Origin of the sequence: Paenibacillus sp. H1-7 (genome assembly GCF_022354825.1) — a bacterium.
In the GTDB taxonomy this organism is placed as follows: domain Bacteria; phylum Bacillota; class Bacilli; order Paenibacillales; family NBRC-103111; genus Paenibacillus_S.
The window spans coordinates 6,446,306-6,470,898 of sequence record NZ_CP031168.1 but is presented as its reverse complement, the minus strand read 5'-3'; the positions used below and the strand labels follow the sequence as shown (position 1 = coordinate 6,470,898).

General features: G+C 51.0%; 18 protein-coding genes and 1 riboswitch. Of the genes, 12 read left to right on the top strand and 6 right to left on the bottom strand.

Going from position 1 to position 24,593, the window contains the following annotated elements:
• The first annotated feature begins 5 nt into the window (after positions 1-5).
• A complete protein-coding gene (locus tag DVH26_RS28565) occupies positions 6-773 on the top strand; it encodes an AAC(3) family N-acetyltransferase (protein WP_239628103.1) in 768 nt (255 codons plus the stop codon).
• Positions 774-904: 131 nt separating this feature from the next.
• On the opposite strand, the gene DVH26_RS28560 is transcribed toward DVH26_RS28565, so the two are convergent.
• The 4 genes from DVH26_RS28560 to DVH26_RS28545 all read right to left on the bottom strand — a co-directional run bounded on the left by DVH26_RS28560 (position 905) and on the right by DVH26_RS28545 (position 3,303).
• A complete protein-coding gene (locus DVH26_RS28560) occupies positions 905-1,906 on the bottom strand; it encodes a hydroxyacid dehydrogenase (RefSeq protein ID WP_239628102.1) in 1,002 nt (333 codons plus the stop codon).
• A 122-nt stretch (positions 1,907-2,028) separates the two neighbouring features.
• Entirely contained in the window at positions 2,029-2,445 is a 417-nt protein-coding gene (locus DVH26_RS28555; protein ID WP_239628100.1) for a bleomycin resistance protein, read from the bottom strand.
• 41 nt (positions 2,446-2,486) lie between these two features.
• Complete coding sequence (locus DVH26_RS28550) at positions 2,487-2,888, bottom strand: VOC family protein (protein WP_239628098.1); 402 nt, start codon at positions 2,886-2,888, stop codon at positions 2,487-2,489.
• 4 nt (positions 2,889-2,892) lie between these two features.
• The gene (locus DVH26_RS28545; protein WP_239628096.1) at positions 2,893-3,303 is read right to left on the bottom strand and encodes a VOC family protein; all 411 of its coding nucleotides are present in this window, start codon (positions 3,301-3,303) and stop codon (positions 2,893-2,895) included.
• A 289-nt stretch (positions 3,304-3,592) separates the two neighbouring features.
• A riboswitch (cyclic di-GMP riboswitch) is annotated at positions 3,593-3,683 on the top strand.
• A gap of 211 nt (positions 3,684-3,894) precedes the next feature.
• Here DVH26_RS28545 and DVH26_RS28540 point away from each other — a divergent pair.
• From DVH26_RS28540 to DVH26_RS28500, 9 genes are all read left to right on the top strand, one after another.
• Positions 3,895-4,344 (top strand): chemotaxis protein CheX, encoded by a 450-nt coding sequence (locus DVH26_RS28540; RefSeq protein WP_239628094.1) that lies wholly within the window; start codon positions 3,895-3,897, stop codon positions 4,342-4,344.
• 124 nt (positions 4,345-4,468) lie between these two features.
• Positions 4,469-5,581 (top strand): sensor histidine kinase, encoded by a 1,113-nt coding sequence (locus DVH26_RS28535; protein ID WP_239628092.1) that lies wholly within the window; start codon positions 4,469-4,471, stop codon positions 5,579-5,581.
• 389 nt (positions 5,582-5,970) lie between these two features.
• On the top strand, positions 5,971-9,066 hold the full coding sequence (locus DVH26_RS28530; RefSeq protein ID WP_239628090.1) for an efflux RND transporter permease subunit: 3,096 nt from the start codon (positions 5,971-5,973) through the stop codon (positions 9,064-9,066).
• Between the two features lie 15 nt (positions 9,067-9,081).
• Positions 9,082-10,377 (top strand): efflux RND transporter periplasmic adaptor subunit, encoded by a 1,296-nt coding sequence (locus DVH26_RS28525; RefSeq protein ID WP_239628088.1) that lies wholly within the window; start codon positions 9,082-9,084, stop codon positions 10,375-10,377.
• A gap of 67 nt (positions 10,378-10,444) precedes the next feature.
• The gene (locus DVH26_RS28520) at positions 10,445-12,220 is read left to right on the top strand and encodes a hypothetical protein (protein WP_239628086.1); all 1,776 of its coding nucleotides are present in this window, start codon (positions 10,445-10,447) and stop codon (positions 12,218-12,220) included.
• A 163-nt stretch (positions 12,221-12,383) separates the two neighbouring features.
• A complete protein-coding gene (locus DVH26_RS28515; RefSeq protein WP_239628083.1) occupies positions 12,384-13,967 on the top strand; it encodes a spore germination protein in 1,584 nt (527 codons plus the stop codon).
• Positions 13,964-15,070 (top strand): GerAB/ArcD/ProY family transporter, encoded by a 1,107-nt coding sequence (locus tag DVH26_RS28510; RefSeq protein ID WP_239628082.1) that lies wholly within the window; start codon positions 13,964-13,966, stop codon positions 15,068-15,070. Before DVH26_RS28515 ends, DVH26_RS28510 begins: the two co-directional genes overlap by 4 nt.
• Before the next feature lie 30 nt (positions 15,071-15,100).
• Positions 15,101-16,339, top strand: coding sequence for a Ger(x)C family spore germination protein (locus DVH26_RS28505; RefSeq protein ID WP_239628079.1), 1,239 nt, complete (start codon positions 15,101-15,103; stop codon positions 16,337-16,339).
• Positions 16,336-16,563, top strand: a complete 228-nt coding sequence (locus DVH26_RS28500) for a hypothetical protein (protein ID WP_239628078.1) — start codon at positions 16,336-16,338, stop codon at positions 16,561-16,563. Before DVH26_RS28505 ends, DVH26_RS28500 begins: the two co-directional genes overlap by 4 nt.
• A 58-nt stretch (positions 16,564-16,621) precedes the next feature.
• Here DVH26_RS28500 and DVH26_RS28495 read toward each other — a convergent pair whose 3' ends face one another.
• Together DVH26_RS28495 and DVH26_RS28490 are read right to left on the bottom strand one after the other, a co-directional pair.
• Entirely contained in the window at positions 16,622-17,974 is a 1,353-nt protein-coding gene (locus DVH26_RS28495; protein ID WP_239628077.1) for an ABC transporter substrate-binding protein, read from the bottom strand.
• 225 nt (positions 17,975-18,199) lie between these two features.
• Positions 18,200-20,137 (bottom strand): ABC transporter ATP-binding protein, encoded by a 1,938-nt coding sequence (locus DVH26_RS28490; protein ID WP_239628076.1) that lies wholly within the window; start codon positions 20,135-20,137, stop codon positions 18,200-18,202.
• A gap of 272 nt (positions 20,138-20,409) precedes the next feature.
• Here DVH26_RS28490 and DVH26_RS28485 point away from each other — a divergent pair, with 272 nt between their 5' ends.
• Both DVH26_RS28485 and DVH26_RS28480 read left to right on the top strand, forming a co-directional pair.
• Positions 20,410-21,531, top strand: coding sequence for an ABC transporter ATP-binding protein (locus DVH26_RS28485; protein WP_239628074.1), 1,122 nt, complete (start codon positions 20,410-20,412; stop codon positions 21,529-21,531).
• Positions 21,532-21,551: 20 nt separating this feature from the next.
• Complete coding sequence (locus DVH26_RS28480) at positions 21,552-24,566, top strand: extracellular solute-binding protein (RefSeq protein WP_481857551.1); 3,015 nt, start codon at positions 21,552-21,554, stop codon at positions 24,564-24,566.
• Positions 24,567-24,593: the final 27 nt, after the last annotated feature.

The following is a 24,593-nucleotide window of genomic DNA, read 5'->3' as shown; positions in this document are numbered from 1 at the left end:
ATCGAATGCATACAAAAATGAGCTTGATGGATCAGCTCGCATATATGGGCATTGACAGGGAAGGGACTTTGTTGGTTCACTCTTCCATGAAAAGTATAGGAGAGGTCGAGGGCGGAGCGGATACCGTTCTGGACGCCCTGTCCGAATATATGCAGGAGGGTCTGCTTGTTTTGCCTACCCACACCTGGTCTTATATTAATGCAAGCAACCCCAAATTCAATGTGGAGTCATCTCCTTCTTGCGTCGGCATTTTGCCGGAGCTGTTCCGCCAACGTCCCGGGGTTCACCGTTCGCTTCATCCGACCCACTCGGTTGCTGCGTTGGGACGCGATGCCGAGGAGTTCGTCCGCGGGGATGAATGCTATGACACGCCATGCCACCGCAACTCCGCCTGGGGCAAGCTGCTAGACAGGAAAGCTACCATTCTGCTGGTCGGCGTCGATCTGCGCCGGAATACATTCATTCACGGCATTGAGGAGTGGATGGATATTCCGGGACGGCTTACCGATACCCGTGAGCAGCTGTATACCGTCTTAAGCGACGGCACGGAAATTTCGGTTCCGTCCCGGAGACACTGCGGGCTGCGCTGGTCGGAGCATTTTTGGAAGGTAGAGGAAGTATTGGAGAGGCATGAGGCGATGTACAAGGGATATTTGGGCGATGCGCTTGTGAGAGTATGTGACACGGTGCTGCTCCACGAGACGATCTCAGGCTTGCTGAGAGTGAACCCCGATTTATTCTCCGATAACGAGCCGATGGCCAAAATAGGCTAGAAGGCGAAGCGGTCCGGCTTCAGTCAATTGTTTTCCACTGCACTCCATCGAAAAGGGAGCCGTTGCTTCGGCGAAGAACGCAGCGCCGGAGCAAGGACTCCCTTTTTGAGAGGTAGTAAGTCGGATTCGCATTAAGCCATCGTTTCGAGCATAGCGAGGGATACTTGGTACTGCAGCTTCTCCTGCTGCAGATAGCGGCGGAATTCTTCGATGACATAGCGGGCCATCCGATCGGTTTCCGCGGGATTGCTGCCGGCGATATGCGGCGTCAAGATAACGTTATCCAGCTTCAGCAGCTCGCTGTCCGGCCGGACGGGCTCCGGGTAGGTCACATCCAGCAAAGCCGTTCTCGTGGGCACCGCTCGAAGCGCTTCGATCAGGTCGGACTCTACAACCTGCTGGCCTCTAGCGGTATTGATGAAGGTTGCATTCGGCAGCATCCGGTCAAAATGCGTTTTATTAAGCATCCCGACGGTAGCCGGCAAGTTGGCCAGATGGTTCGAGATCGTATGGCATTGCGTGAAGAGCTCGACCAGCCCGGTTTTCCGGACATTCAATTGTTCAGCGGCCGCATCGGACAGGAAGGGATCGAAGACGATAAGGTCCAGCTGGTATGGCTTTAGCAGCTCGATCACCTTTTTGCCGATCATGCCTGCCCCGATGATGCCGACTTTGGCATTGTAGTTGCCTGGAAATGACCGCGCGTACCTCGACGCTTCGGAACGGGCTTCCTTGGACCTCATGGCGGACTGGAAAAAGCCTTTGTTGGCCAGCACGATTTGGCCGGCCGTGAACTCGGCAACCGGAACCGCATTGGCGGCCCAGGCGCTGACGACGATAATGTCCGAATGCAGAAACGGTCTTGCAAAGCGCTGGACGCTGCCCGCAGCGTAAAAGAGCGCTTTCAAATTCGGCAAATAACGTCGAATGCTTTCTTGGGAGAAGGTCGGCATTCCCCAAGTGGAGAAGGCGACTTCGACCTTTTTTAAAGCAGCCGCATGCTCCTCCACATTGTCCTCATTCACCACTTCCGGATACACATCGGCCAGTTCAGCCAATTGGCTTCGACTGGTCACACTGTAAACGCCTTCAATCTGTTGCTTTCTTCCTAAAAATACGGCACGTTTCTTCACTTGCGTCCCACCACCCCAAGGAGGTTTGTGTATTTACAAGTTCCCGTCTAGTTGGTATCTCCCTTATTATACATGAAAAAGTAGGGGGTATGTGGTGTACCTAACTACTTTTTTTGCTTTAATTAGCTTCTTAATTCTTCCAGTGCAAGCTCGGGATTGACGATGCCGCCGCCAAACGCGATGCTATACCCATTGCAATCCTGGATTGTAAATTCGCTCCACTGCAGGGAATAGTGAGGGGCTCTAGCTATGGTGACATGGCTGCCGGCTAATTCGCTAAACAACAAGTCGACGGCGTTCGTATAACAGAACACGTCGAAGTACTGCTCCTCGTACATGGAACTGAGCGGCTTCACATCGTCCTCGTGCCGGGCTTGCAGCAGAATGAGAGTCAGTTTATCCCGCGAGACGTGATGGTGCTTGATGTTCCCGCCTATGGCCTCGTAGGCAAATCCGAGACAAGTGTAAAATTGGATCGATTGCTCGAGATTTTTTACCAACAGGACAACGGCGGTGCCACTAATCTGAATTGGAACCAATGAAGACCATTCCCTTCTTTAATAGTCAATCAGGACATCAATCACTTCATTTTCCCGGCGCCGAATACAATGACGTACTGATCCGGGTCGCTAACCGCAAATTCCTTCCATAGCATATCGCCTTGATCTTCAAGCTTCATTTCGTAATGAATCACAGCTCCGTCGGAGCGAAATTGCTCAAGCAGATCATCAATCCGGTCCCAGTCCGTATAAGCATATGTATCGATGCCGCTGAGCGGGCCTTCCCATTGCTTCGGATAGTTGGCGGCGCGAGGCTTGCGGTTCGGCCGGACATCATCTGCATGCTCCGCTTCGTACAAAATAAATCCAAGACGGGGCTCCTTGCGTTCCGCATGCCCCCAGCTATCCACAGTACATCCCAGCTGGTTGTTGTAATATTCCTTGGATCGTTGGAGATCGCTAACTAGCCTAACTTGGTTCATGGATCTAGCCTCTTTCATTGGTTTTGGTTGGCCAGCCGCCCCATAGATGCAGCTTATTCCCATCCGGGTCATAGGCATGAAAGCTGATCCCGCAGCCGCCGTTATCCGCAAACGAGTCTGTTTTTGCACCGTTTTCTACCATCCGCGCATGCAATTCTTCGATATCGTAGACTTCTACGGTTAGCGCCGCCATTTCAGGATCGTCTATGGATTTGTAATTCAAGGTGGTCCGTTCTTCCGTCCTTATTAGAAAGATGGATTGATTCGATCCGACCTTCAGTTGGGCTTGATCCTCGCTCGGCGGTCTGAGAAGAGTCAGTCCCAGATGCCGTTCATACCATTCAGCCGACGATACCGCATTGGTGACCGGCATATATATCGTTTCGATTTGTTTCACGACAGGCTTGTTTTCCAAATTAACAAGCTCCTTCCCGCAGCCTTTTACCACTTTACTATTATATACAAAAAAAGGAAAATGAGGAAGGAAATTCTTCGGTATCCTTGCTCATTCCCTTTTCACAGCCTTGTTTCGTGTGACGTAAGCAATTATGCTTAGTTCCAAAATTCTATCACGGAAGAGTCGGAGCTGGCGCCGATTTAGGAGCAAAGTCGCGGGTCCGGAAGAAAAAATATACGGAACTGGTACTATTTTATCAGCTTATGTGCTACAATGTGTTTAGTTTTGTTACATCACATCCATCGACAAACCGAAAAGGCAAACTTGCTGAAAAGCAAGGACGCAAAGCCTCAGGCCTAAGGGACTATCGAATATCCTACGGCGGCTGGGTTACCGAAATTGCGCTATATTCCAGTTCTTGTACAACAAGACTGCCCAATTTCGGGCAGTTTTTTTATTTACCACAATAGAATTTATAAGATTCCGAATATCATCGGATGAAAAATTCTATTTGGCGATTAAACCTACCTTTGAACGCGGTCGCTCATCTTTTGAAAGGCCTGGGTAGAGGTTTTCTCACCTATTTTATTTGAAAAGGGGTTGTATTGTGTGCAAGCGAATTTCGTGAATCCGTTCCTAACCTCGTCTCTCCATGTTATCGAGACCTTGATTCAAATCAAACCGGTCGTAGGTCAGCTAAGTATGAGAACGATTCACTATGCGGACGATTATGTGTGGCTGAAGATTGGCATTTTGGGGCAAATGAACAAGGATATTTTATTCGGATTTCCCGAGACGGTAGCCTTCCGGATGGTTTCCGGGATGATGGGCGGCTATCCCGTCACTCAATTCGATGAGCTGTGCCAAAGCGCGGTCGGAGAATTGGGTAATATGATCAGCGGAAACGCAAGCACGCTATTGTACCAGCAGGGCATCGAGGTAGACATTACCCCGCCGAATCTTGTTAACGACTCGGCCTATGAATGGGGCGGTCAAGTATTCAGCATTCCTCTTACCATCGAAACGATCGGAGAGTTTAACATCTACATCTCTGCATAACATCCGTTGTCCGAATCTAAAGTCAAAATGTATATAAAATCCTGTAAAAACTGGCATTGGACTTCTATCGGCTTTGTGATATGTTATTATAGATCACACTACTACATATAGGCGGGTTTTCATCATGGTTGAAGAGCCTTTGCTAAAGCAATTGCGGGACTGTAAGCCAGTGGTTATAGAAAGATGGCTTCAATATATGAAAGGGCATCATGCAGACTACAATACAGCCAGCTTGAACCGTAAAGCCGATGTGTATTTTGATTATTTAACGGATTTGCACATCGATATGACCGAGCATCCGCTGCAGGAAGTGGTGCCCGATTGGTGCGCAAAATATCAGGAATTAGAGCTTGAGATCATAGATATTATTCGCTGTTCCCATTTGTGGAGAAAGTCGCTGATAGAGGTCGGGAGCGATTTTCTTACTTTAAAGCTGTTTCGTGAAATTTGCTTGCGGATCGATCATTTTGAAGTTTTGCTGTGCGAGAATTATTGGCAGCGGACCATCTCCGACCTGAAGGAAAAGGATATGGCTATTACTCAGCTGCATGACGACCGGATTACGCTGCTCGGGAAGATGGCCGCCAGCATGGCTCACGAAATCCGCAATCCCCTCACTTCGATTAAAGGCTTTTTGCAGCTGCTGCGTACGAACCTTAGAGCATTGCCGATGGAGAAGGCGGATGCTTATCTGGAATTCATAGAAGCGGAATGCAACAACATGCATATGCAGGTGACCGGCTTTCTCAGCTTTTCCAAAAGGCCTATTATAGAAGAAGAGCTTGCGGATACTTCGCTGAAGCAGATATTGGAATACAATCTGTCTTTGCTGAATCCGAGGCTTATTAACGAGAATGTAGTTTTGAAGGTGGACATTCCCGACTCCATAACGCTTCGGGTACAAAAGCTCGCCTTTCAGCAAGTATTGAACAACCTGCTTAATAACGGGATCGATGCGTTGTCGGAGGTTAAATACGAAAAGATCATATCGATCAAAGCTTTCGAGGATCAGGATCATACGTGGATATGGATAGGCAATAACGGTCCCGCCATCCCCGCGGAGCTGGCCAAGACGCTCTTTGCTCCTTTTGTCACGAACAAAACGAACGGAACCGGCTTGGGACTAGCCATTTGCAAGCAAATCATGACCAAAAACAACGGCGATATTTCATTTCAAAGCACGGACAGGGAAACGACCTTCAAGCTTTCGTTTCAGAGGCCGAAGCTGGCACTATAGCATCGTTCAAATCATTCAACCACAGGCCATCGGCTTGTGGTTTTTTTTTGTCGTCCCGAAAGAGCAGGCGCGGATTATATCGGTGGTAATAGTAGCAACATTTTCAGCTGGCCGTCAGCGGATTCAATTCGGTATAGTAGAGTCAAGACTTGAACAGAGCTTCAGTGTTGGATGGGCAATAGATCCGAGGCGAGGCTCTGTTTTTGCATGTAAATAGTTTGGATCGGGACTCCCCGCAAAGTGTCTGATGGACTTCGAAGCCAAAGCTTCACTTTGTGGGGTATTTTGTTTTGCAAAATTTACTACCGCGGATGTATCGCCGTGTTCATGCTCCGTTCATATTCGTCGTGTACTTTTAGTAAAGTCGTTTGAATTTAGGAGGGAAAGCAATGGATCGATTGACCCATTTCTCCATGAAAAATGTGGCCGCGGTATTCATCATTATCGCCTTGCTGATGGGCGGAGGCTTATACTCGGCATCCACATTGAAGGTGGAGAATATGCCGGATGTTTCGTTTCCGGTCGTTCTTATATCTACTACTTACCCGGGACCTCCTCAGGATGTTATGGAAGAGGTCACCAAGCCGCTCGAAGATAAAGTGGCGAACCTGGAGGATCTCGATACGTTGACCTCGACCTCCAGCGATAATATGTCAATGATCATCGTTCAATTGAAGCAGAAAGCGGATACCGATAAGCGGAAGCAGGACATCGAGAGCCTCGTTCAGGAAGTGAAGCTTCCCGCGACGGCGGATAGACCGAAGGTATCGACGTTCGGCTTCGCTTCGATTCCCGCTTATTACTTAGCGATCTATGCCGACAACGGCATGAGCCAGACGGAGCTGGACAAGCTGTACGAGGATCAGATCAAGCCGGGCTTCGAGGCGATGCAAGGGATTGACCATGTCGACTCCGTCGGTTCGAGAGAAACCTCCATGGATATTCAGCTGGATGCCGATGCATTGAACAGCTTCGGTTTAACGCCGGCCCAAGTCACAGCGTCGCTTCGCAATGCTTTATCCAAAGGTCCTATCGGTTCGGTCGATTTTGACGGCAATACGAAGATGGCCAGAGTCACGGGCGATCTGGACAGCTTATACAATTTGGAGAAGATGGAGCTGACCATCGGTAACGGCAGCACAATCACTCTGGACCAGGTTGCCAAAATCAAGGCCGTAACGGATGCGACATTCAACGCGCGGTTCGACGGCAAGCCGGCTATCGGCATTCATTTGTATAAGACCAAGGCAGCCAATGCGGTCGAATTTTCCGATGACGCCGACAAGCTGATAGAGCAATGGCAGCAGACGATGCCGGGTATCACGTTCAAATCGGTTTATAACAGTGCGGATCAGGTGAAAGAATCCGTCAACGGCATGCTGAAGGAAGGCATCTCCGGTGCATTACTGGCATCAATTATGATTTTGCTGTTCTTGCGCAATGTGAGAATGACGCTGATCGTTCTCGTGTCGATTCCTTTATCGATCCTGATTACATTGCTGATGATGTCGCAGCTGGGCATTACGCTGAACATCATGACGCTGGGCGGTATGTTCATCGCTGTCGGACGCGTCGTCGATGATAGTATCGTCGTTATCGAGAATATTTACGCATCGCTGCAAAAAGCCCATGAGCGCAATGAATCGGTCATCAAGCTGGCTACGAAGCAAGTGTCCATGGCGATTACATCTTCCACTTTAGCGACCGTAGGGGTATTTGCTCCGATCGGGATGGTCAGCGGCATTGCAGGCGAGTTTTTCCGGCCGTTCGCTATCACGCTAGCTTGTGCGCTGCTTGCTTCTCTGCTGGTGGCACTCACCGTCATCCCTATGATGGCCAAGCTGCTGGTGCTGCGCGGCAAGAGCATCGCCCATCATGATGAAACCAAACGCGGACGGGTTCAAGTTTTTTATGAGAAGGTGCTGCAATGGTGTCTTAACAACCGCGGCAAGACCTTGATTGCTTCAGCACTAATTCTTGTTCTGACGTTGGCCACGGTTGTTCCGAATTTGGCGGTGAGCTTTATTCCAAGCGCGGACGCCGAACGGCAAATGTACTACGAAATCAAGCTCCCGTATGAGACTTCATTCGAGAGTACGGACCAGCAAACCAAGCAGATCGAAGCGATGCTTCGCGATGCGAAAGACAGCACGGGAGAGCCGCTGTTCACTTATGTGGAGGCGCTAGTCGGCTACGGCGGCAAAACCGATCAGGTAGCCTATCAATCCGAGGTGTATACCGAGGTGAATGAGAAGGTTGACCCTGAACAGGTGAAAAAGCAATATCAGGAGCTCATTCTAAACGAGCTGCCCAAAGGCTCGGAGGTGACTCCAAGAACGCTGGCCGGGGGCGGAGGAGGCGTGTCCTCGACCGACTTCTCTTACGCTCTGAAGGGTGACGACCAGAAGCAGCTGGAAGAAGCCGCCGCTCTGATCAAACAGCAAATGCAGCAATTCCCGGAACTGTCGGAAATCGAGGATAGCTTGAGCGATTCCAAGACGGAGGTGGAAATAGAGGTCGATCAGCAAAAGGCCCGTCAGTTCGGCTTGAGCTCGGCTGTTATTCGTGACACCGCCAGAAGCTGGATTGCCAAAGATAATCTTGGCGATTTGCGGTTTGACAACATCTTGTACACAACGACGGTGGAGCTGGCCAAGGCGGATAAAAACTCGCTGGAGAAGATCGGCAAAATTCCGCTGAAAGCTTCTAACGGTAATACCGTTTATTTGAATGAAGTAGCCAAAATCAAAGAAAAACAAGCTCCTGCTTCGCTGCAAAGAGAAAAACGGGAGCAGGTGGTTACGATCACCGCCAAAATCGATGATGCAAACAAGTCGGGCGTGAGTAATAAAGTATCGGCAGCTCTCGGCTCCATTCAGCTTCCGGACGGCGTATCGCGGGAAGTGAAGGGTGTCAGCGCCGACATTGAAGAAAGCTTCTCGCAATTGTTCGTGGCGATGGGTGCGGCGGTATGTATCGTGTATCTCGTTATGGTGCTTGCCTTCGGGAATGCGGGAGCTCCTTTCGCGATTCTGTTCTCCCTGCCATTCGCCGCAATCGGCGGACTATTGGCCTTATTGTTAACCGGAGAGTCGCTGAATATTACATCACTGATCGGCTTTATGATGCTTATCGGGATTGTCGTGACGAATGCAATCGTGCTGATCGACCGTGCGCAGCAGCTACGAGCGGAAGGCTACACGGTGCGGCATGCGCTGGTTGAAGCCGGTATGGTGCGGCTGAGACCTATTATTATGACGGCCGGAGCGACTGTCGTGGCGCTGATTCCGCTCGCGCTTGGACTGACTAAGGGCACATTGATTTCCAAAGGTCTGGCTGTGGTCGTAATCGGCGGATTAACGACATCAACACTGCTGACGCTTGTTGTAGTTCCGGTAGTGTATGAGTTGATTGAAGCAATCAAGAACAAGATGCGTACCTGGTTTCGCCGGGAGAAGAAAGCGGACCACACCATCGGGGTATAAGGGGAGGAGTCATCAATGAATCAGCGAAAAAGGAACCTGCAGCGGCGGGCTCTGACTAGAACGGCAGGGATGCTGCTGCTGGCGGCGGCGCTTGCTGCGGGCTGCTCGGCACCGAAGGCGGCTCCGCAGGCAGCCGCAACGGATACGAAGACGGTCAAGGTTACCCCCGTCGGCAAGCAAAGCATGGGAGATCCGAAAGAGCAGGTAGCGGACGTCGTGGCTGCCTCGCAGGTCGATATTAGTCCGAAAGCGGACGGGCAGGTGCTGGAAATTGTGAAAAAGCGCGGCGACCTGGTCCAGCAGGGGGATGTAATCTTCCGGCTGGATACGAAGGACGCCCTGCTGCAAAAGAAAAAAAGCGAGGTAGCCTTGCAAAGCGCTCAAGATACGCTGCAAAAATCTACGGAGGATTTGGCCAATTCGAAGACCGAATTGCAAAACTCCATCGCTAAAGCCCAGCAGCAGCTGGACAACGTTACGAAGGACTACAACAAAATGCATAACGATTATGATGCGGGACTCGTAACGAAGCGCCAGCTGGAGCAAAGCCAGATGCAGGTGAACAACGCCCAGCTGGATTTGCAGAATTTGCAAAACAAGCTGGATGCGATGCAAAAAACGAACGGCCTGGCCGCGGCACAGTCCCAAGTGGATTCAGCCAAAATCGGCCTACAGGACATTAACAATACTTTGGCCAATTATGAAGTGAAGGCTCCTATAGCGGGAGTCTTGACCGATTTGAATGTGGAGGTCGGCGCCATGATTGCTCGCGGCGGCAAAGTCGGCCAAGTCCAGCAGATCGATCCGATCAAAGTGAAGGCCGAATTATCCGAGTCGGCCGCTAAGCTGGCGAGAGGCAAGCAGGAGCTGACCTTTTACAGCGCGGACAATCCGACCAAGCTGCTCAAAGGACGCGTAACGTACTTGGCCGATGTGATGAATGCACAGACCAAGTCGTTTTCCTTAGAGCTTGAAGCTGTGAATACCGACGGATATTTGAAGCCGGGAACGAGAGTTCAAGTACAGCTGAACAGCGTGGAAGAGCAGCAGGTTATCGCAGTTCCGAGCCTCAGCATCGTTCGCGAGGGCAGCAACGCGTTCGTCTTTATTTTGAAAGGCGATACGGTGGAGAAGCGGCCGGTGAAGCTTGGACGAGTTAACGAAACGTATCAGGAGATTGTTGAAGGGCTGACACTCGGCGAGGAGCTTGTCGTATCCGGTCAGCACCACCTCAAAGACAAGCAGAAGGTTGCTGCGGTCAAAGAGCAGGAGAAGGATCAGACCAAGGATCAGACCAAGGTACAGGGATAAGCTGCCCCAAACAACACACAAAAAGGTTGGACATTCAGATATCAACCTATGAGGAGAATGAAAAACGATGAAAACGACTTGGAAAACAACAATGGCTGCCGCTGTCTTATCGATCTCGCTCATGACCTCCGTCTCGGTGCTTCCTGCCGGGGCAGAAGGGACGGAGTCCCAGGCGACAGTCATTACGGTACCGTCCTACACGTTGAACGAATCGTTATCGGTTGAAGTGAAAGGAGTTTCCGTAAGCCGTACGGCAGAGGGCCTGCAATTGGGCGCATTGATCGGCCTCACGAATAACGGAGCCGCCATGACCCGGGTTCCCGATTACGAGCTTCGGATCAAAACGACGGAAGGTATCGAGTATACGCTCAAAGCGAACAGCGCGAATGTGAAATCCGTTATGGCTAAGGAAAATGCGGAGCTGACCTATATGGTTACCGTAGACCGGCCAGGAGATGCGGACATCAGCGAGCTATCCTTCGTTGAGGTGGATGAGTATACGTATCCGAAAACGGAGACGGTAGTGCTGAATGTCCCAGTCTCTGCGAATGTTTGGTACGGAACGAAAAACCAGGTGGCCGACCCCGCTGCGAACATCGCTTGGGGCCAGCCGTTTACACTGCCTGCGTCCACATCTCCGCTGCGATATACGCCGGTTGAGCTGACCAAGCAGAGCGATGCCAACGGGTTTACTTATTTGGTCACGCTGCTCGCGGAAAATACGGGAGCGAACTCCGAGAACGTACCGGCTTTTCGATTGGACGGCAAGGCGGCCGATAAGGTGTATACCGGCAAAAGAGTGGAGCAAGAGCCGGTCAGCTTGGCCGCAGGAGAGAAGAAATACGTCCATTTTGCTATAACGGCGGATCAGGATGTCCCTCTGCAAAGCTTGCTGCTGATGACGACGGAGACCTTTGTTCCGGGTGGAGCCCAACCGAGTCAAGGCGTACCAGCTGCAGGGAGCGGCGCTGCACAGCCTGCCGGTTTCGATATCGGCCGATTAAGCATTACGGCTCCGGCACCAGCGGCTCCTTCGAACCCGGGTCCAAGCTATACTATCGGGCAGCCGATCTCCTTTGACCCGTTGAATCAGCTGGTCAGCACAACGACGGAGGTATCGCTGGTCGAGCTTCATATGCACGACAACGCGGGAGAGGGCTACAAATCGGTTGTCGCCAAATTCAAGCTGGCGAACAAGAGCGATATGACCGTGGCCACACCGGCCTTCCAAGCCCAGCTTGTCGGAGGAGACGGCTCGAGCTATACGGGAACCCGCCAAACGACGGCAGCGGCTAATATGATGCCGAATCTCGGCTACGTTGTCAGCTATTCGTTCATGATTCCGGCATCCGAGAACGGAAATCAGCTCACGATAAAGCTGCAGGATACCACAACGGCAGCACCTTACAGCAGCACGATAGCGAGCTTCCAGGCAGCGGTGCAGCAGGATACGGAGGATGCGGTCATGAGCTTCTATCCGTTCACCGTCAAGCTGGACGATTGGACGATTGGCTCCTACACGAATCCGGCGGCGAACGGCCAAGGTCAGACTTATTCTTACAAGCTTAAGCTGTGGCTGAATGTAGAAAGGCTGGAGGATGTCGTCGTCGACCCGAATTTCTCCAAATTCAAAGTCGAGCTGTCCGACAATCTGGGCCGCGTGCTCGGATCGCAAACGGTGCCTTTCACCGGCGAGAACAAGCTGATCAGCGGGGAACAAACGATTCAGTTCAGCAACGTCCGCACCGAGCAGCTCGATTATCCATTAACGGTCAAATTGTATGAGTCTATCGACACGCCTAATGGAGAGGCGACACGCTTGGTAAAAACATTAACGCAATAATCCGCAGCGCGCTGCATATACAAAGAGAGCCGTCCGAACCATGATTCGGACGGTTTTTTCACGTTTTATTCATTTCTGCGAGGCCAACAGTTTTCCAATGTTAGGATAAAAATGCGGCTGTTAGGTGAAAATGGATATAAAACGAGTAAAAGAGGATGCAGCCATGAACTTTTTGAAATATGTGTTCAAACATCGCCATAGGCTGCATGACAGCCAGAATCAACAGGCTGGCTCTGCAGGCTCACCAGCTGATCAAACCCTTCCGGTTGCGACGAATATTCAAGCGAATATCGATCTGCTGACCACATTATACAAGGATTGCTCGGACATAGTGTTTCATCAATTTACGGTTTACGGGACTACTCAAGCTTTTCTCATTTATATAGAAGATATGAGCGATATAGAGCTGATCGACCAGCAAGTGCTTGCCCCGCTGCAAAATGCGGCAGATTTTAACGCCTCCGTCGGAAATTTGGCCAAAAACATCAGCGTTTGCCACGCTAAGGAGCTTGCCAGCATGGAAGAGGCGGTGGGGCAAATATCCAAGGGCAATCCGGTCATGTTCATCGACGGGTATGAGAAGGCAATCTCGCTCGGCGTAGCCAAGTGGGCGAAGAGAAGCATTGAAGAGCCTGTAGCCGAATCGGTCGTGCGCGGTCCAAGACTTGGCTTTACCGAAACGATCGGCGTGAATACCTCATTGCTTCGCCGAAGCATCAAGAGCCCCGCTCTGAAGATGAAATTGCTCAAGATCGGGCAGTACACCCAAACCGAAGTAGTCGTTACCTACATAGAGGGCATCGCCGATATGAACCTGGTTAATGAAGTGATCAGCCGGCTTAAGAGGATTGAAATCGACGGAATTATTGACAGCGCCTATATTGAGGAGCTGATCGGCGACAATGCGATGAGCCCGTTTCCGCAGCTGATGTCAACGGAGCGTCCGGACGCCGTTAGCGCCAACCTGCTGGAAGGAAGAGTCGGCATTATCATCGAAGGCTCTCCATTCGTGCTCGTCGCTCCGATCACCTTGTTTTCTTTATTGCAATCTCCCGAAGACTACTATCAGTCGTTTTGGGCAGGCTCGTTAATCCGGTGGCTGCGGTATTTCTTCTTCGTTATAGCACTGACGGTCCCATCGGCTTATGTGGCGATTCTTACCTATCATCAAGAGATGATCCCTACGACCCTTTTGCTGAGTGTTGCCAAATCACGTGAGGAAATCCCGTTCCCGGCATTAGTGGAAGCTCTGCTGATGGAGATCACGTTCGAGGCGCTGCGTGAAGCGGGGCTGCGGCTCCCCAAGCAGGTCGGCGCTGCCGTAAGTATCGTCGGTGCGTTGGTTATCGGCCAAGCGGCTATTTCCGCCGGCCTCGTTTCCTCGCCGATGGTCATGGTCGTTGCCTTCACGGGAATCGCGTCATTTACCTTTCCGCGCTATACGCTCGGAATTGCCGTTCGGCTGCTGCGGTTTCCGCTCATGTTCCTGGCCGGCTTTCTCGGCTTGCTCGGGCTCATGCTCGGGATTATATTGATCGTCATCCATCTGAGCACGCTTCGCTCCTTCGGGGTTCCTTATCTTTCCCCTTTAGCTCCATTGAAGAAGAACGAACTGGGGGACGTTCTGATCCGGGCCCCGTTATGGACGCGTGACAAGCGGCCGCACCTGAGTAATGGCTTATACAACGCTTACCGGCAAGTTCCCGGGCTGCAGCCGAAGCCTCCTCAAGGAGAGGATGCCGGATGATGGAGAAAGGAAAGCTGTCTGCTCTTCAAATGGGTATTCTGATGTACCCGACGATCTTGGCTACAGCGATCCTGATCGTTCCCGCGATTACAATAAGATACGCTCACAGAGATTCGTGGCTCTCTCCGCTGTGGGCGGCACTTGGCGGACTGCTTCTTGTATTTATCGTCGACCGTCTCAATAAACGGTATCCGCAAATGAGTATGATTCAGGCAAGCGAGCACATTTTGGGGAAGCCGCTCGGCAAAGTATACGGGTTTCTCTACTTTTTTTTGTATACGCAGGACACCGGTTTTGTTATTAGGGAATACGGAGAGTTTGTGGTAGGGAGCTTTTTGCCAAGCACACCTCTTATCGCCGTAGCCATCTGTATGATCTTTACATGTGCCGTTGCCGTTCGCTGCGGCGTGGCCGTATTGGCGAGGTGCGGCCAAGTTTTCGTGCCGTTCATGATTTTCTTTTTGCTGCTGGCGTTTGTTCTGCTTATTCCGGATGCGAAAATTCATCAACTTTTCCCTATGATGGAGAACGGGCTCCGTTCATCGATTCGTGGCTCGTTTACGTTAACGAGCTGGTTCGGCGATTTCATTTTCCTTTCATTCTTATTTCCTATGCTGTCAGACCGGTCTAAGGGAAGAACATGGGGGTTCATCGCTGTTATCGCTGTCGCCTTCACGATGAGTATAACGAATTTCTTTATTCTGCTGTTGTTTGGAGAAGTCGCGGCCAATTTTACTTATCCGGTTATGGTTGCCGCCCGCTATATTAGCCTTGCCGATTTCATCGAGCATATGGAGGCGCTGGTCATGGCGGTTTGGGTGATGAGTATTTTTTTGAAAATTTGCGTGTATTACTACACGCTCGTTCTGGTCTTCACTCAATGGCTCGCTATCGAAAACTTTCGCTCGACAGTGTACCCGCTTGGCATATTACTTGTACCGTACACTCTCTGGATTGCGCCTAATTTGCAGGAGATGGCCCATTTTTTCGATGTTGTCGGAGCGATCTATATGATCTTTATGAAAATGCTGCTGCCTCTTCTGCTGCTCGTCATCGCCTGGCTGTGCAAAAAAGAGGCTCCGCCCCAGCCATCAAACCATTGACAACCGGAGAGAGGGAGGTCCTATACCTGCATGATCGACATAATCAGACTCATCTTGCAAAAAGCCGGGATGACGGCCTTTCCGGGAAAAGCGGTCGGTTTACTTCTGCCACTGCTGCTCGTTATTCCGCTGGCCGGCTGTTGGGATCGAAACGAAGTGAACGATTTGATGCTCATCATGGCTGCCGGCCTGGATAAAAGGGACGACAAGACGATCGAGCTCTCAGTCGAAGTATACGTCCCAAAAGCCTCGGGAGGCGGCGAGCATGGAGCATCCGGAACGGGCAGCAGCACGGGCGGGGCGCAGACGCTGATCAAATCGGCTTATGGAGTGACGCTGGCGGACGCGATGGCTAAGCTCCAGGAGCAATTTCCTCGGCGCATCTTTTGGGGGCATTGTGAAATTTTTATTTTCGGCGAAGAGCTGGCCAAACAGGGAATCCGCAATCAGCTTGATTTTATGATGCGAGCTCCGGGGCCACGTGAACGTGCTGACGTATTTGTAAGCAGTGAGGCGAAGAAGGTCATAGGGCTGATACCGCCAATTGAAAGAAGCTCGGCGGAGGTGCTTCGCGAGATGGCCAAGCTGCAAACCGGGATGAAGGTGACGGTCAAGGATTTGGCCGAAATGCTGATCGGTGATGCTCAGGCTGCTGCCGTTCCTTGGGTGGATATCGCTCCGGCCGATCCGTACAAGCAGCCTAATCAGACGATAGGCTTTATCCATGGTACAGCGATATTCAAGAAAGACAAAATGGTCGGAAAGCTGGACGACCGGTTGACTCGCGGCTTGCTCTGGCTGAGGGACGAAGTGGCGACGTCCACCGTTACATTCACTCCGAAGGAATCCACCGGATACATATCGAGTAAGCTGCTGCGCAGCAAAACCCAGTTGATCCCTAAGATTGAGGGGGATAAGTGGAGTGTGACCGTCAAGATCGATACGGAAGACGATGTGATTCAAAATACGACGGGGATGGATCTGAACAAGCCCGATATCTCTCGCAGTCTGGAGCGCCAATTGGCGGAAGCGATTGAAAATCGGATCAAAGCTGCGCTCGTCCGTCCGCAAAAGCAGCTTAACGCCGATATTTTCAACTTTGCAGAGGCGTTTCACCGCAAATATCCGCAGGAGTGGAAGGAAGCCAAAGAACGGTGGAACGAGCTGTTCCCGACCGTCGAGGTAAGAACGGAAGCGACAGCCAAAATATTGCGTACCGGTATGGCTACCGTCGGGGCTACCCGGAAGGAAGGAGAGGTGAAGAAGTGAGTCTGGGCTCCATGATTACGATTACCGTTGCGGTGATTCTCCTCTTTTGGTATGAATGGCCGAAGCTGAAGCGATATTCCGGCAAGGAGAAGGGGGCTTTTATTGCAATCACTGCCTTGGGTTGGATCCTGTCGATTCTACTTCTCCTGTTTCCGGAAATGCCCGGGCCAACGCAGCTGGTCCATGCGATTTTCAAGCCGCTCGGCCAGCTTCTGGAGCAATAAAATGCAAGAACAAAAGCAGCCTGTGCGGCTGCTTTTGCTGCTTGGAGCAGGGGAGACATCATTGCGCTTTGATTTTCGCTTCGACGATCTTGTTGATTTCTTCATTCGCATCGCGCAGGGCGGAGTTGATGTCTTTCTCTTTCTTGAGTACTGCTTCATAGGCATCGATGATCGCTTTGTTCGTGTCGCTGCCCTGATACTTAGACGTGCGGGGGACGGACGGCTTCAGCTTAACGATGCTGCTTAAGTTCAATGTTTTGTTGGCGAATTCGGGAATCCCTCGCCCGTATTCCTGCACTACCTTGTCGTTCTTCAGAACGGACATTTTACCGTTACGTGCCAAATCCAGCTGCACTTCATCCGACAGGGCGGTTTCGATAACGAGGAAGGCCGCCTGCTTATTCGGGCTTTGCTCGGTTATGGACAAGTTCGGAGTGTCGACATTCGTGCTGTAGCCCATTTTATCGCGGTGCTGAGGATAGGTTACGACGTCCCAGTTCATGTCCGGCGCTTGGCGAAGAGCGTTCAAGGTGCTGCTGTAGCCGGTGATCATACCCAGCTCGCCCTTGATAAAGGCGGCCTGGTTATTGCCGAAGTTGATCGTGTTATACGGAGCATCGGAGTTGCCCGGGTAGTTGTAGATGCTGTCCCACAGCTCGAACGCTTTTTTCCAGGGATCGGTTGTGATGATAGCCTTGTTGTCTTTATCCAGCTGATACAAGGTGATTTGGTTGATCATCCGGTTGACCCCGTCGGGGAAAAATCCGCGGTACTGGATGCCGTCGTAATTCCTAGTAATTTTTTTGCCGAGATCGCCGACCTCTTCCCAGGTCATACCGTCCTTCGGATAAGGCACCGCGAATTTATCGAACAGCGCTTTATTGTAAAACAGCCCGAAAGCATTGTTATACACAGGAAGAGCTCCCAAATAGTCGGAGCTGCCGTTGACTTTGATATATTCCAGCATTTCCGGAATGACCCGGTTCGTATCGAATTTGTTCTGTTTGATAATCGGATCCATGTTATATAGCAATTTCAGGTCGATCAGCTGCTTGAGCGTCGACCCGTAGCCAACGACAATGTCGGGAATGGTCCCGGCCGCGATCAGCTCGTTCAGACTGAAGCCCTTCTCCGACGTGTTGATATATTCGACGGAAATATTGGGATATTTCTTGGCGACAGGCTCGGCGATGTACTTTTTAAATTCCGTGTCGCTGAAAATTCCCTGACTTGTTGCAAACTTGACGGTAACTGGTCCTGTAAGCGCTTTCGGAATATCGGCCTGTTCAGTCTTGTTGTCTTTAGCGCTGCCAGTTCCCGAGGTACCTGAACCACCGGCGTTACAACCAGAAAGCATGATCGCTGCACATGTTAGAACGATAGATGTCTTTTTGAAACGGTTTGTTTTCAATGACGTTCGCCCCTTTAAATGATTTTAGCGTTTCACGAGTCTGAGCTACAAAAATAAGAACGCTTTCAAAGTATTGTAAACGATTTGCCGGAAGTTCAACGATGGCTAAAGTTCAGAACTTTTTATCCATTACTCATGAGTTGCGGCACAACGAAAAAAAAAGAGAGAAGTACCTGTATAGGTGCTTCTCTCCTCTGTAATTACGTTTCGATATGGATTGAACTATTAAGTCCCGAAGCTGAGGCTTTTTAGTTCGTCGGGACGCATGGCCTTCAGCTGCTTCTCATATAATTCGCGGTATAGGCCGCCTTGCTGAAGCAGCTCTTGATGCGTGCCTCTCTCGACGATTCGGCCTTGATCGAAAACAAGGATCTGGTTCGCCCGGACAACGGTAGCCAGCCTGTGGGCGATAATGAAGGTCGTGCGGTCCTTCATCAAATGCTCCAGCGCTTCGGTGACCAGCGCCTCGGATTCCGCATCCAGCGCGGATGTCGCTTCGTCCAGGATGAGGATGCGCGGATTTTTGAGCAGCGCCCTTGCGATGGCGATCCGCTGCTTCTGGCCTCCGGACAGCCTGACGCCCCGTTCGCCGACGACCGTATCGTATCCCAGCTCCATTTCGGAAATAAACCCGTGCGCATTCGCGGCTTTGGCGGCTTGCTCCACAAGCTTCATGTCTGCGGCCGGATTTCCGTAGGCGATGTTCTCGTAGATCGTTCCCGAGAACAGCATATTGTCTTGAAGGACAAGAGCTATTTGCATGCGCACATCGAACAGATCGTAATCCTTAAGATTGATTCCGTCGAGGTACACATCCCCTTGATTCGGGTCGTAAAACCGTGGGATCAGGTTGATGAGCGTCGATTTGCCGGCGCCGCTCGGACCTACAAGAGCAACGACGTCGCCTGGGCGGACGGTGAAGCTGATGTCGCTTAGCGCCACCCGCGTTTCCTTGATCATCGGCGGAGGATCCATCTTCGTTTTGGGCGGAATGATGTAAAACTTTTTGGCGGGCTCGGCCATATCGACCAAATCCGGATCGTATTTTTTGCCGGGCGTTTTCATCTCTTCCGGGCGTTCGGACACATAAGTGAAGGAGACGTTGTCGAAAACGACGCTCCCCTTGCAATGCTTGAGCGGCACCGGATTTTCCTTGACCGTAATCTCGGGCTCGATGTCGAACACTTCAAAGATCCTCTCGATGTTGCTCATGGAGTTCTGAATCGTCACGTTGGCTTCGGCAAACCGCTGAATCGGTCCGTACAGCTGTCCGAGATAAGCCTGAAAGGCGACGAGAGACCCGATGGTCAGCTCTCCCTTGAGTACAAGCAAGCCTCCGGTGAACCATATGATCAAGCCGCCCGTCTGTGTGAACGTTTGGCTGATGCGCCCCAAGGAGTTGGCCAGGAGCTGCGCTTTGTTGGCGTGGGAAATATGATTTTTGGCCTGCTTTTCAAAGCGTTCCATCTCTGTTTTTTCCTGATTGAACGATTGAACGACCTTCATCCCCGATATTTTCTCGACCAGCACGCCGTGAATTCGCTCCATCTGACGGTGGACGGACCGCCAGGACAGCCGTATGCGCACATTCATGTTCGTAAAAGTTAAATAATACAAAGGCAGGAGCCACAAAGAGAGCAGCGCCAGCTGCCAGTTCAGCTTGAACAGCATGAAGCCGGCGAAAAAGACGAGAAACAGATCGATGATGAGATTGATGATGCCGCCGTTGACCAGGTTCTGGGCGCCGTTCACATCGTTCATAATCCTCGTTACGATGCTTCCCACCTGCCGGTTGTCGTAAAAGCGCTGCGACAGCTTCTGCATATGCTGGTACAGCTGATGGCGAATATCGTATACCATCCGGTTGCCTAGGCGGAACGTGATGGTATTTCGCAAGAAGTTGATCCAGATGCCGAAAGCATACACGGCGCCGAGAAAGGTGACCGCTTTTCCAAGCGTCCAGAAGCTTTCCTTCTGAGGGAGCACTTCGTCGATCAAAATTTTCGTCATCCAGGGCCCGATCATCGGCACGGCAAATTGCAGTATGCCGAGCGAAAGAATGAGCAAAAGCGTAAAGCGGTAAGGCTTCAAAAACGTTAAGTACCGTTGGACCAGCTTTTTCTTCTCGGCCGGCTCGGCCGGATTTTGAGCGGACGCATCCATGCAATCCCTCCCTGCAGTTGTCGTAAATTTCCAACAGATTAGACAATAGCACAGTCGTTCTCAAATAAAAATGAAGAATTGCCTTAAGATTCATGGACTATTTTACTTTGGAATCGCTGAACTTCTTTCCATTTTCAATAGTAAAACATTGTCGGAATATGGAAAAGCATGCCGTAATGGCAGCTCTTCACACAATTATTCACACTATCTTCACACGGAATTCATTACAATGATTTCTAAGATTAAGTAAATTTGCGCGTGGAGGCGGGAATATGGCGAGAATTCTTATCAATCATCTCTATAAGCGATATGGGAAAGATAAGCATCCGGTCGTGAAGGATTTCCATTTGGAAATCAAAGATAAGGAGTTTTTGGTCTTTGTCGGACCGTCCGGCTGTGGGAAGTCGACGACACTAAGGATGATAGCCGGCCTGGAGGACATCTCCGAAGGAGAGATCTACATCGGCGATACGCTGGTGAACGATTTGCCTCCGAAAGACCGGGACATCGCGATGGTGTTCCAGAACTATGCTCTTTACCCTAACATGAGCGTTTACGAAAATATCGCGTTTGGACTTCGTTTGCGCAAGCTGCCTAAGCACGAAATCGATTTGGCTGTAAAGAGGGCGGCAAGAGTATTGGAAATCGAGCAGTATTTGAGCCGCAAGCCGAAGCAGCTGTCCGGCGGTCAGCGCCAGCGTGTTGCCTTGGGACGCGCGATCGTGCGTAATCCGCAAGTATTCTTGATGGATGAGCCGCTCTCCAACTTGGACGCGAAGCTGCGCGTGCAGATGAGAACGGAAATTATTAAGCTTCACAAGACCTTGGGCGTTACGATGATTTACGTTACGCATGACCAGATCGAAGCAATGACGATGGGCGACAGAATCGTTGTTATGAAAGACGGTATCATCCAGCAGGTGGACACTCCAGAAACGATCTACACGAATCCGGCGAACACCTTCGTTGCGAGCTTTATCGGTTCTCCTCCGATGAACTTTATCGAAGGGCGCATCACCGAGAACGCCACCGGGAAGCTTGAATTCCATACGCAGCGGTTTGCCCTTGCGATTCCGGAAGGCCGGGCGCATGCTTTGATCAAGAACAAGCAAGTTAATAAGGTGGTTACGCTGGGCATCAGACCGGAGAACATCAGCCTGGAGGAAATGGTATTCCAAGCGTTCCCGAACGCGATTATCCCGGGAACACACAAGCTGAGCGAGCTGATGGGAGCCGACCGGTACCTGCACCTGGATATTGGACAGGATCGGATGCTGGTTGTCCGTGTCAATCCGCGTTACCACTATGATGAGGAAGATAAAGTTCAGGTGGCCGTCGATATGTCGAAAGCCCTGTTCTTCTATAATGAAACCGGCGAACGAATCATGGATTAACAATGTCATATGGGAAAGGAGTGAACAATTTGCAAGCTGTCAAATGGAAACGCATACGAAACCGCTTTCTTGCAGTGCTTCTTATCGGAGCGCTAGGTTTGACCAGCACCGGCTTTCCGACGCTTCCGCAGCAATCGGCCAGCGCGGCCGATACGTCCAAGCCGGCTGCGCCTCAAACCAATGCCGCAGCACCCGCGTCCGGTCAGACGAATCAGCGTCAGGTGGTTAAGGCGGCGGAATTCGAGCCGTACTATGCCAACGTGTTGAAAGGCTGGAAGGATAAAGGGATTAAGGATGGAGCCGCTCCGATCGAAATCAGCGCAGCGAAGACATCGCAAAAATCCGATGAGTCCGTGGCGAAAGTAGGCAATTACGAAGGCAAGAACAACGTTCTGATCTGGAACAGCCCGCGTGAGAGCTGGGTTGAATACCAGATCGACGTGCCTGCAGACGGATTGTACGAAATTCACGTCTCTTACCGTCCGTTTACCGGCCAAGGACTTCGCCGTCCGATTAACTGGGCTGTGAAGCTGGACGGAGCGCACCCGTTCCGCGAAGCTTCCTCCATTACGCTGTACCGTGAGTGGAAGGATGCCCGTCCGATTAAGAAGGATATCGACGGCAACGACATCCGTCCGAAATCCGAAGACATTTCGGGATGGTCGGTCAAGCCGCTGATTGACTCCGCGGGAGCTTACTCCGAGCCGCTTCAATGGTACTTCAGCAAAGGATCGCACACGCTGCGTCTCCAAGGCTTCGAGCCGGTAGCTCTGGAATCCATCAAGCTGGTACCGCAAACGAAGCTTAAGCCGTACAAGGACGTTGCGGCCGCTTATCCGCAATCGAAGCCGGTTACAGCTGAGGTTGCCACGCTGCAAGCCGAGGATGTGAAATCGAAGAGCGACTCCGCGATTCAGATGGTTTCCGATACGGATCAAAGATCGGTGCCATTAGCGAAGGGCAGAATTACGTTTAACAGCATCGGCGGTAAAAAGTGGTACGATCAAAACCAGGAAGTGACCTGGACCATCGACGTTCCTGAATCAGGCAAGTACAAATTCGGAATGCGGGCGCTGCAAAATACGATTTCGCAAAAAGCATCGTTCCGCCGTATTGCGATTGACGGAAAAGTGCCGTTCCAGGAAATGCTGCAATACCGATTCCCTTATTCTACAGGCTGGGAAGGCGTTGTATTGTCGGACGATCAGGGCAAACCTTACGAGTTTTACCTGGAAAAGGGACAACATACGCTGACGATGTCCGTCACCCATTCGCCGTTTAAGCCGGTGATTCTGGGAATTGAGGAAATTACCGATATTCTCATGGGAATCGATCAGGACTTGAAGTCACTCACAGGCGGACAAGACGACAAAAACCGTACCTGGAAGATCGCTCAGGATATGCCGGATCTGCCGAAGCGGCTAGCTACCGTATCGGAAAAGATGCAAAAGCTGTCCGAGCAAGTGCTGCAGGTGAACGGACGTAAAGATAACGTAAGCGAAAGCATCAATACGTCGATCCGGGATATCGAAGAGCTCTTGTCGAAAGTAGACGACATTCCTTATCACATGGATACGATTACTTCCATGAACGAGAAGGTCAGCAAATTCATTGAAACATTGGTTCAGCAGCCGCTTCAGCTGGACGAAATTTATATCGCTCCGGCAGAGAAGGATATTACGAATATGGAAGCCTCCTTCATTTCCAAGATGAAAGGAATGGTCGTTAACTTCTTCTATTCGTTCCAATCGAAAAACCGTTTGAGCGACATGGACGACAAAGTGCTGAACGTATGGGTTCAACGCGGTCGTGACTATGTAACGCAGCTGCAGGAGCTTTCGGATGAAATGTTTACTCCGGAAACCGGTATACAAGTAAAAGTAAACCTGCTTCCAAATGCTCAGCTGCTTGTTTTGTCGAACGCTGCCGGATTGCAGCCTGACATCGCATTGGGGTTAACCCAAGACTTGCCGGTTGACTATGCAATACGTAACAGCGTTTACGATCTTTCGAAATTCCCTGACTTCAAAGAAGTGTACAATCGTTACAGCCCGGGCTCCTGGCTTCCGTTCTATTACAACAAAGGGTACTACGCGCTTCCGGAAACGCAATCGTTCCACGTGCTGTACTATCGTAAAGATATTTTGAGCCGTCTCGGACTTGCGATTCCAAACACTTGGGATGAAGTTTACGATATGCTGCCTACACTGCAGCAAAACTATATGAACTTCTACATGCCTCCTACGGAGTTCATGACATTCATTTATCAGAACAAAGCCGAGTTCTTCGATAAGGACGGCGTGAAAACGGCGCTCGATAAGCCGGAAGGCTTCAAGGCGTTCAAGCAATGGACGGATTTGTTCAACATCTACGCTATGGACCGTTCCGTATCCAGCTTCTACCAGCACTTCCGCAAGGGAACGATGCCGATCGGTTTTGCCGACTACAATATGTACATTCAGCTGTCTGCGGCAGCGCCAGAGCTGAACGGCTCCTGGGGCATCGCGCAAATTCCGGGCACGGTTCAACCGGACGGATCGATCGCTCGCTGGTCCGGCGGCGGACAGACGTCGGGAGTTATTTTCAACTCCTCCAAGAAGAAAGACCAGGCATGGGAATTCATGAAATGGTGGACATCCGCCGATACTCAAGAGCGTTACGGGTCGGATCTTGAAGCGTTTAACGGTATCGCCTTCCGTTGGAATACCGCTAACGTCGAAGCGTTCTCCAAGCTTCCTTGGAAACGAGATGACGCTAACGTCATTTTGTCGCAGTGGAGATGGTACAAGGATATGCCGAACCTGCCGGGCGGTTACTTCGTAGGTCGGGAAATCAATAATGCCTGGAACCGGGCCGTTGTTGACGGCATGAATTACCGAAGCTCGCTGGAAATGACCGTATTGGATATTAACAGGGAGTTAAGGCGTAAGCAGCAAGAATTCGGATTTATCGATGCGAATGGCAACGTGATTGAAACCATGCAGCTGCCGGTTGTCGATAAGCCGTGGGATGGGGTGAATCCGTATGTTAAGTAACCAAGCAAGCCTTTCGACGAAAACGGG

What these genes read in the sequence shown, in the direction of transcription:
- DVH26_RS28565 (WP_239628103.1), top strand. Translation starts at nt 6, where the DNA reads ATGCATACAAAAATGAGCTTGATGGATCAGCTCGCATATATGGGCATT.
- DVH26_RS28550 (WP_239628098.1), bottom strand. Translation starts at nt 2,888, where the DNA reads ATGAACCAAGTTAGGCTAGTTAGCGATCTCCAACGATCCAAGGAATAT.
- DVH26_RS28535 (WP_239628092.1), top strand. Translation starts at nt 4,469, where the DNA reads ATGGTTGAAGAGCCTTTGCTAAAGCAATTGCGGGACTGTAAGCCAGTG.
- DVH26_RS28530 (WP_239628090.1), top strand. Translation starts at nt 5,971, where the DNA reads ATGGATCGATTGACCCATTTCTCCATGAAAAATGTGGCCGCGGTATTC.
- DVH26_RS28525 (WP_239628088.1), top strand. Translation starts at nt 9,082, where the DNA reads ATGAATCAGCGAAAAAGGAACCTGCAGCGGCGGGCTCTGACTAGAACG.
- DVH26_RS28520 (WP_239628086.1), top strand. Translation starts at nt 10,445, where the DNA reads ATGAAAACGACTTGGAAAACAACAATGGCTGCCGCTGTCTTATCGATC.
- DVH26_RS28515 (WP_239628083.1), top strand. Translation starts at nt 12,384, where the DNA reads ATGAACTTTTTGAAATATGTGTTCAAACATCGCCATAGGCTGCATGAC.
- DVH26_RS28510 (WP_239628082.1), top strand. Translation starts at nt 13,964, where the DNA reads ATGATGGAGAAAGGAAAGCTGTCTGCTCTTCAAATGGGTATTCTGATG.
- DVH26_RS28505 (WP_239628079.1), top strand. Translation starts at nt 15,101, where the DNA reads ATGATCGACATAATCAGACTCATCTTGCAAAAAGCCGGGATGACGGCC.
- DVH26_RS28490 (WP_239628076.1), bottom strand. Translation starts at nt 20,137, where the DNA reads ATGGATGCGTCCGCTCAAAATCCGGCCGAGCCGGCCGAGAAGAAAAAG.
- DVH26_RS28485 (WP_239628074.1), top strand. Translation starts at nt 20,410, where the DNA reads ATGGCGAGAATTCTTATCAATCATCTCTATAAGCGATATGGGAAAGAT.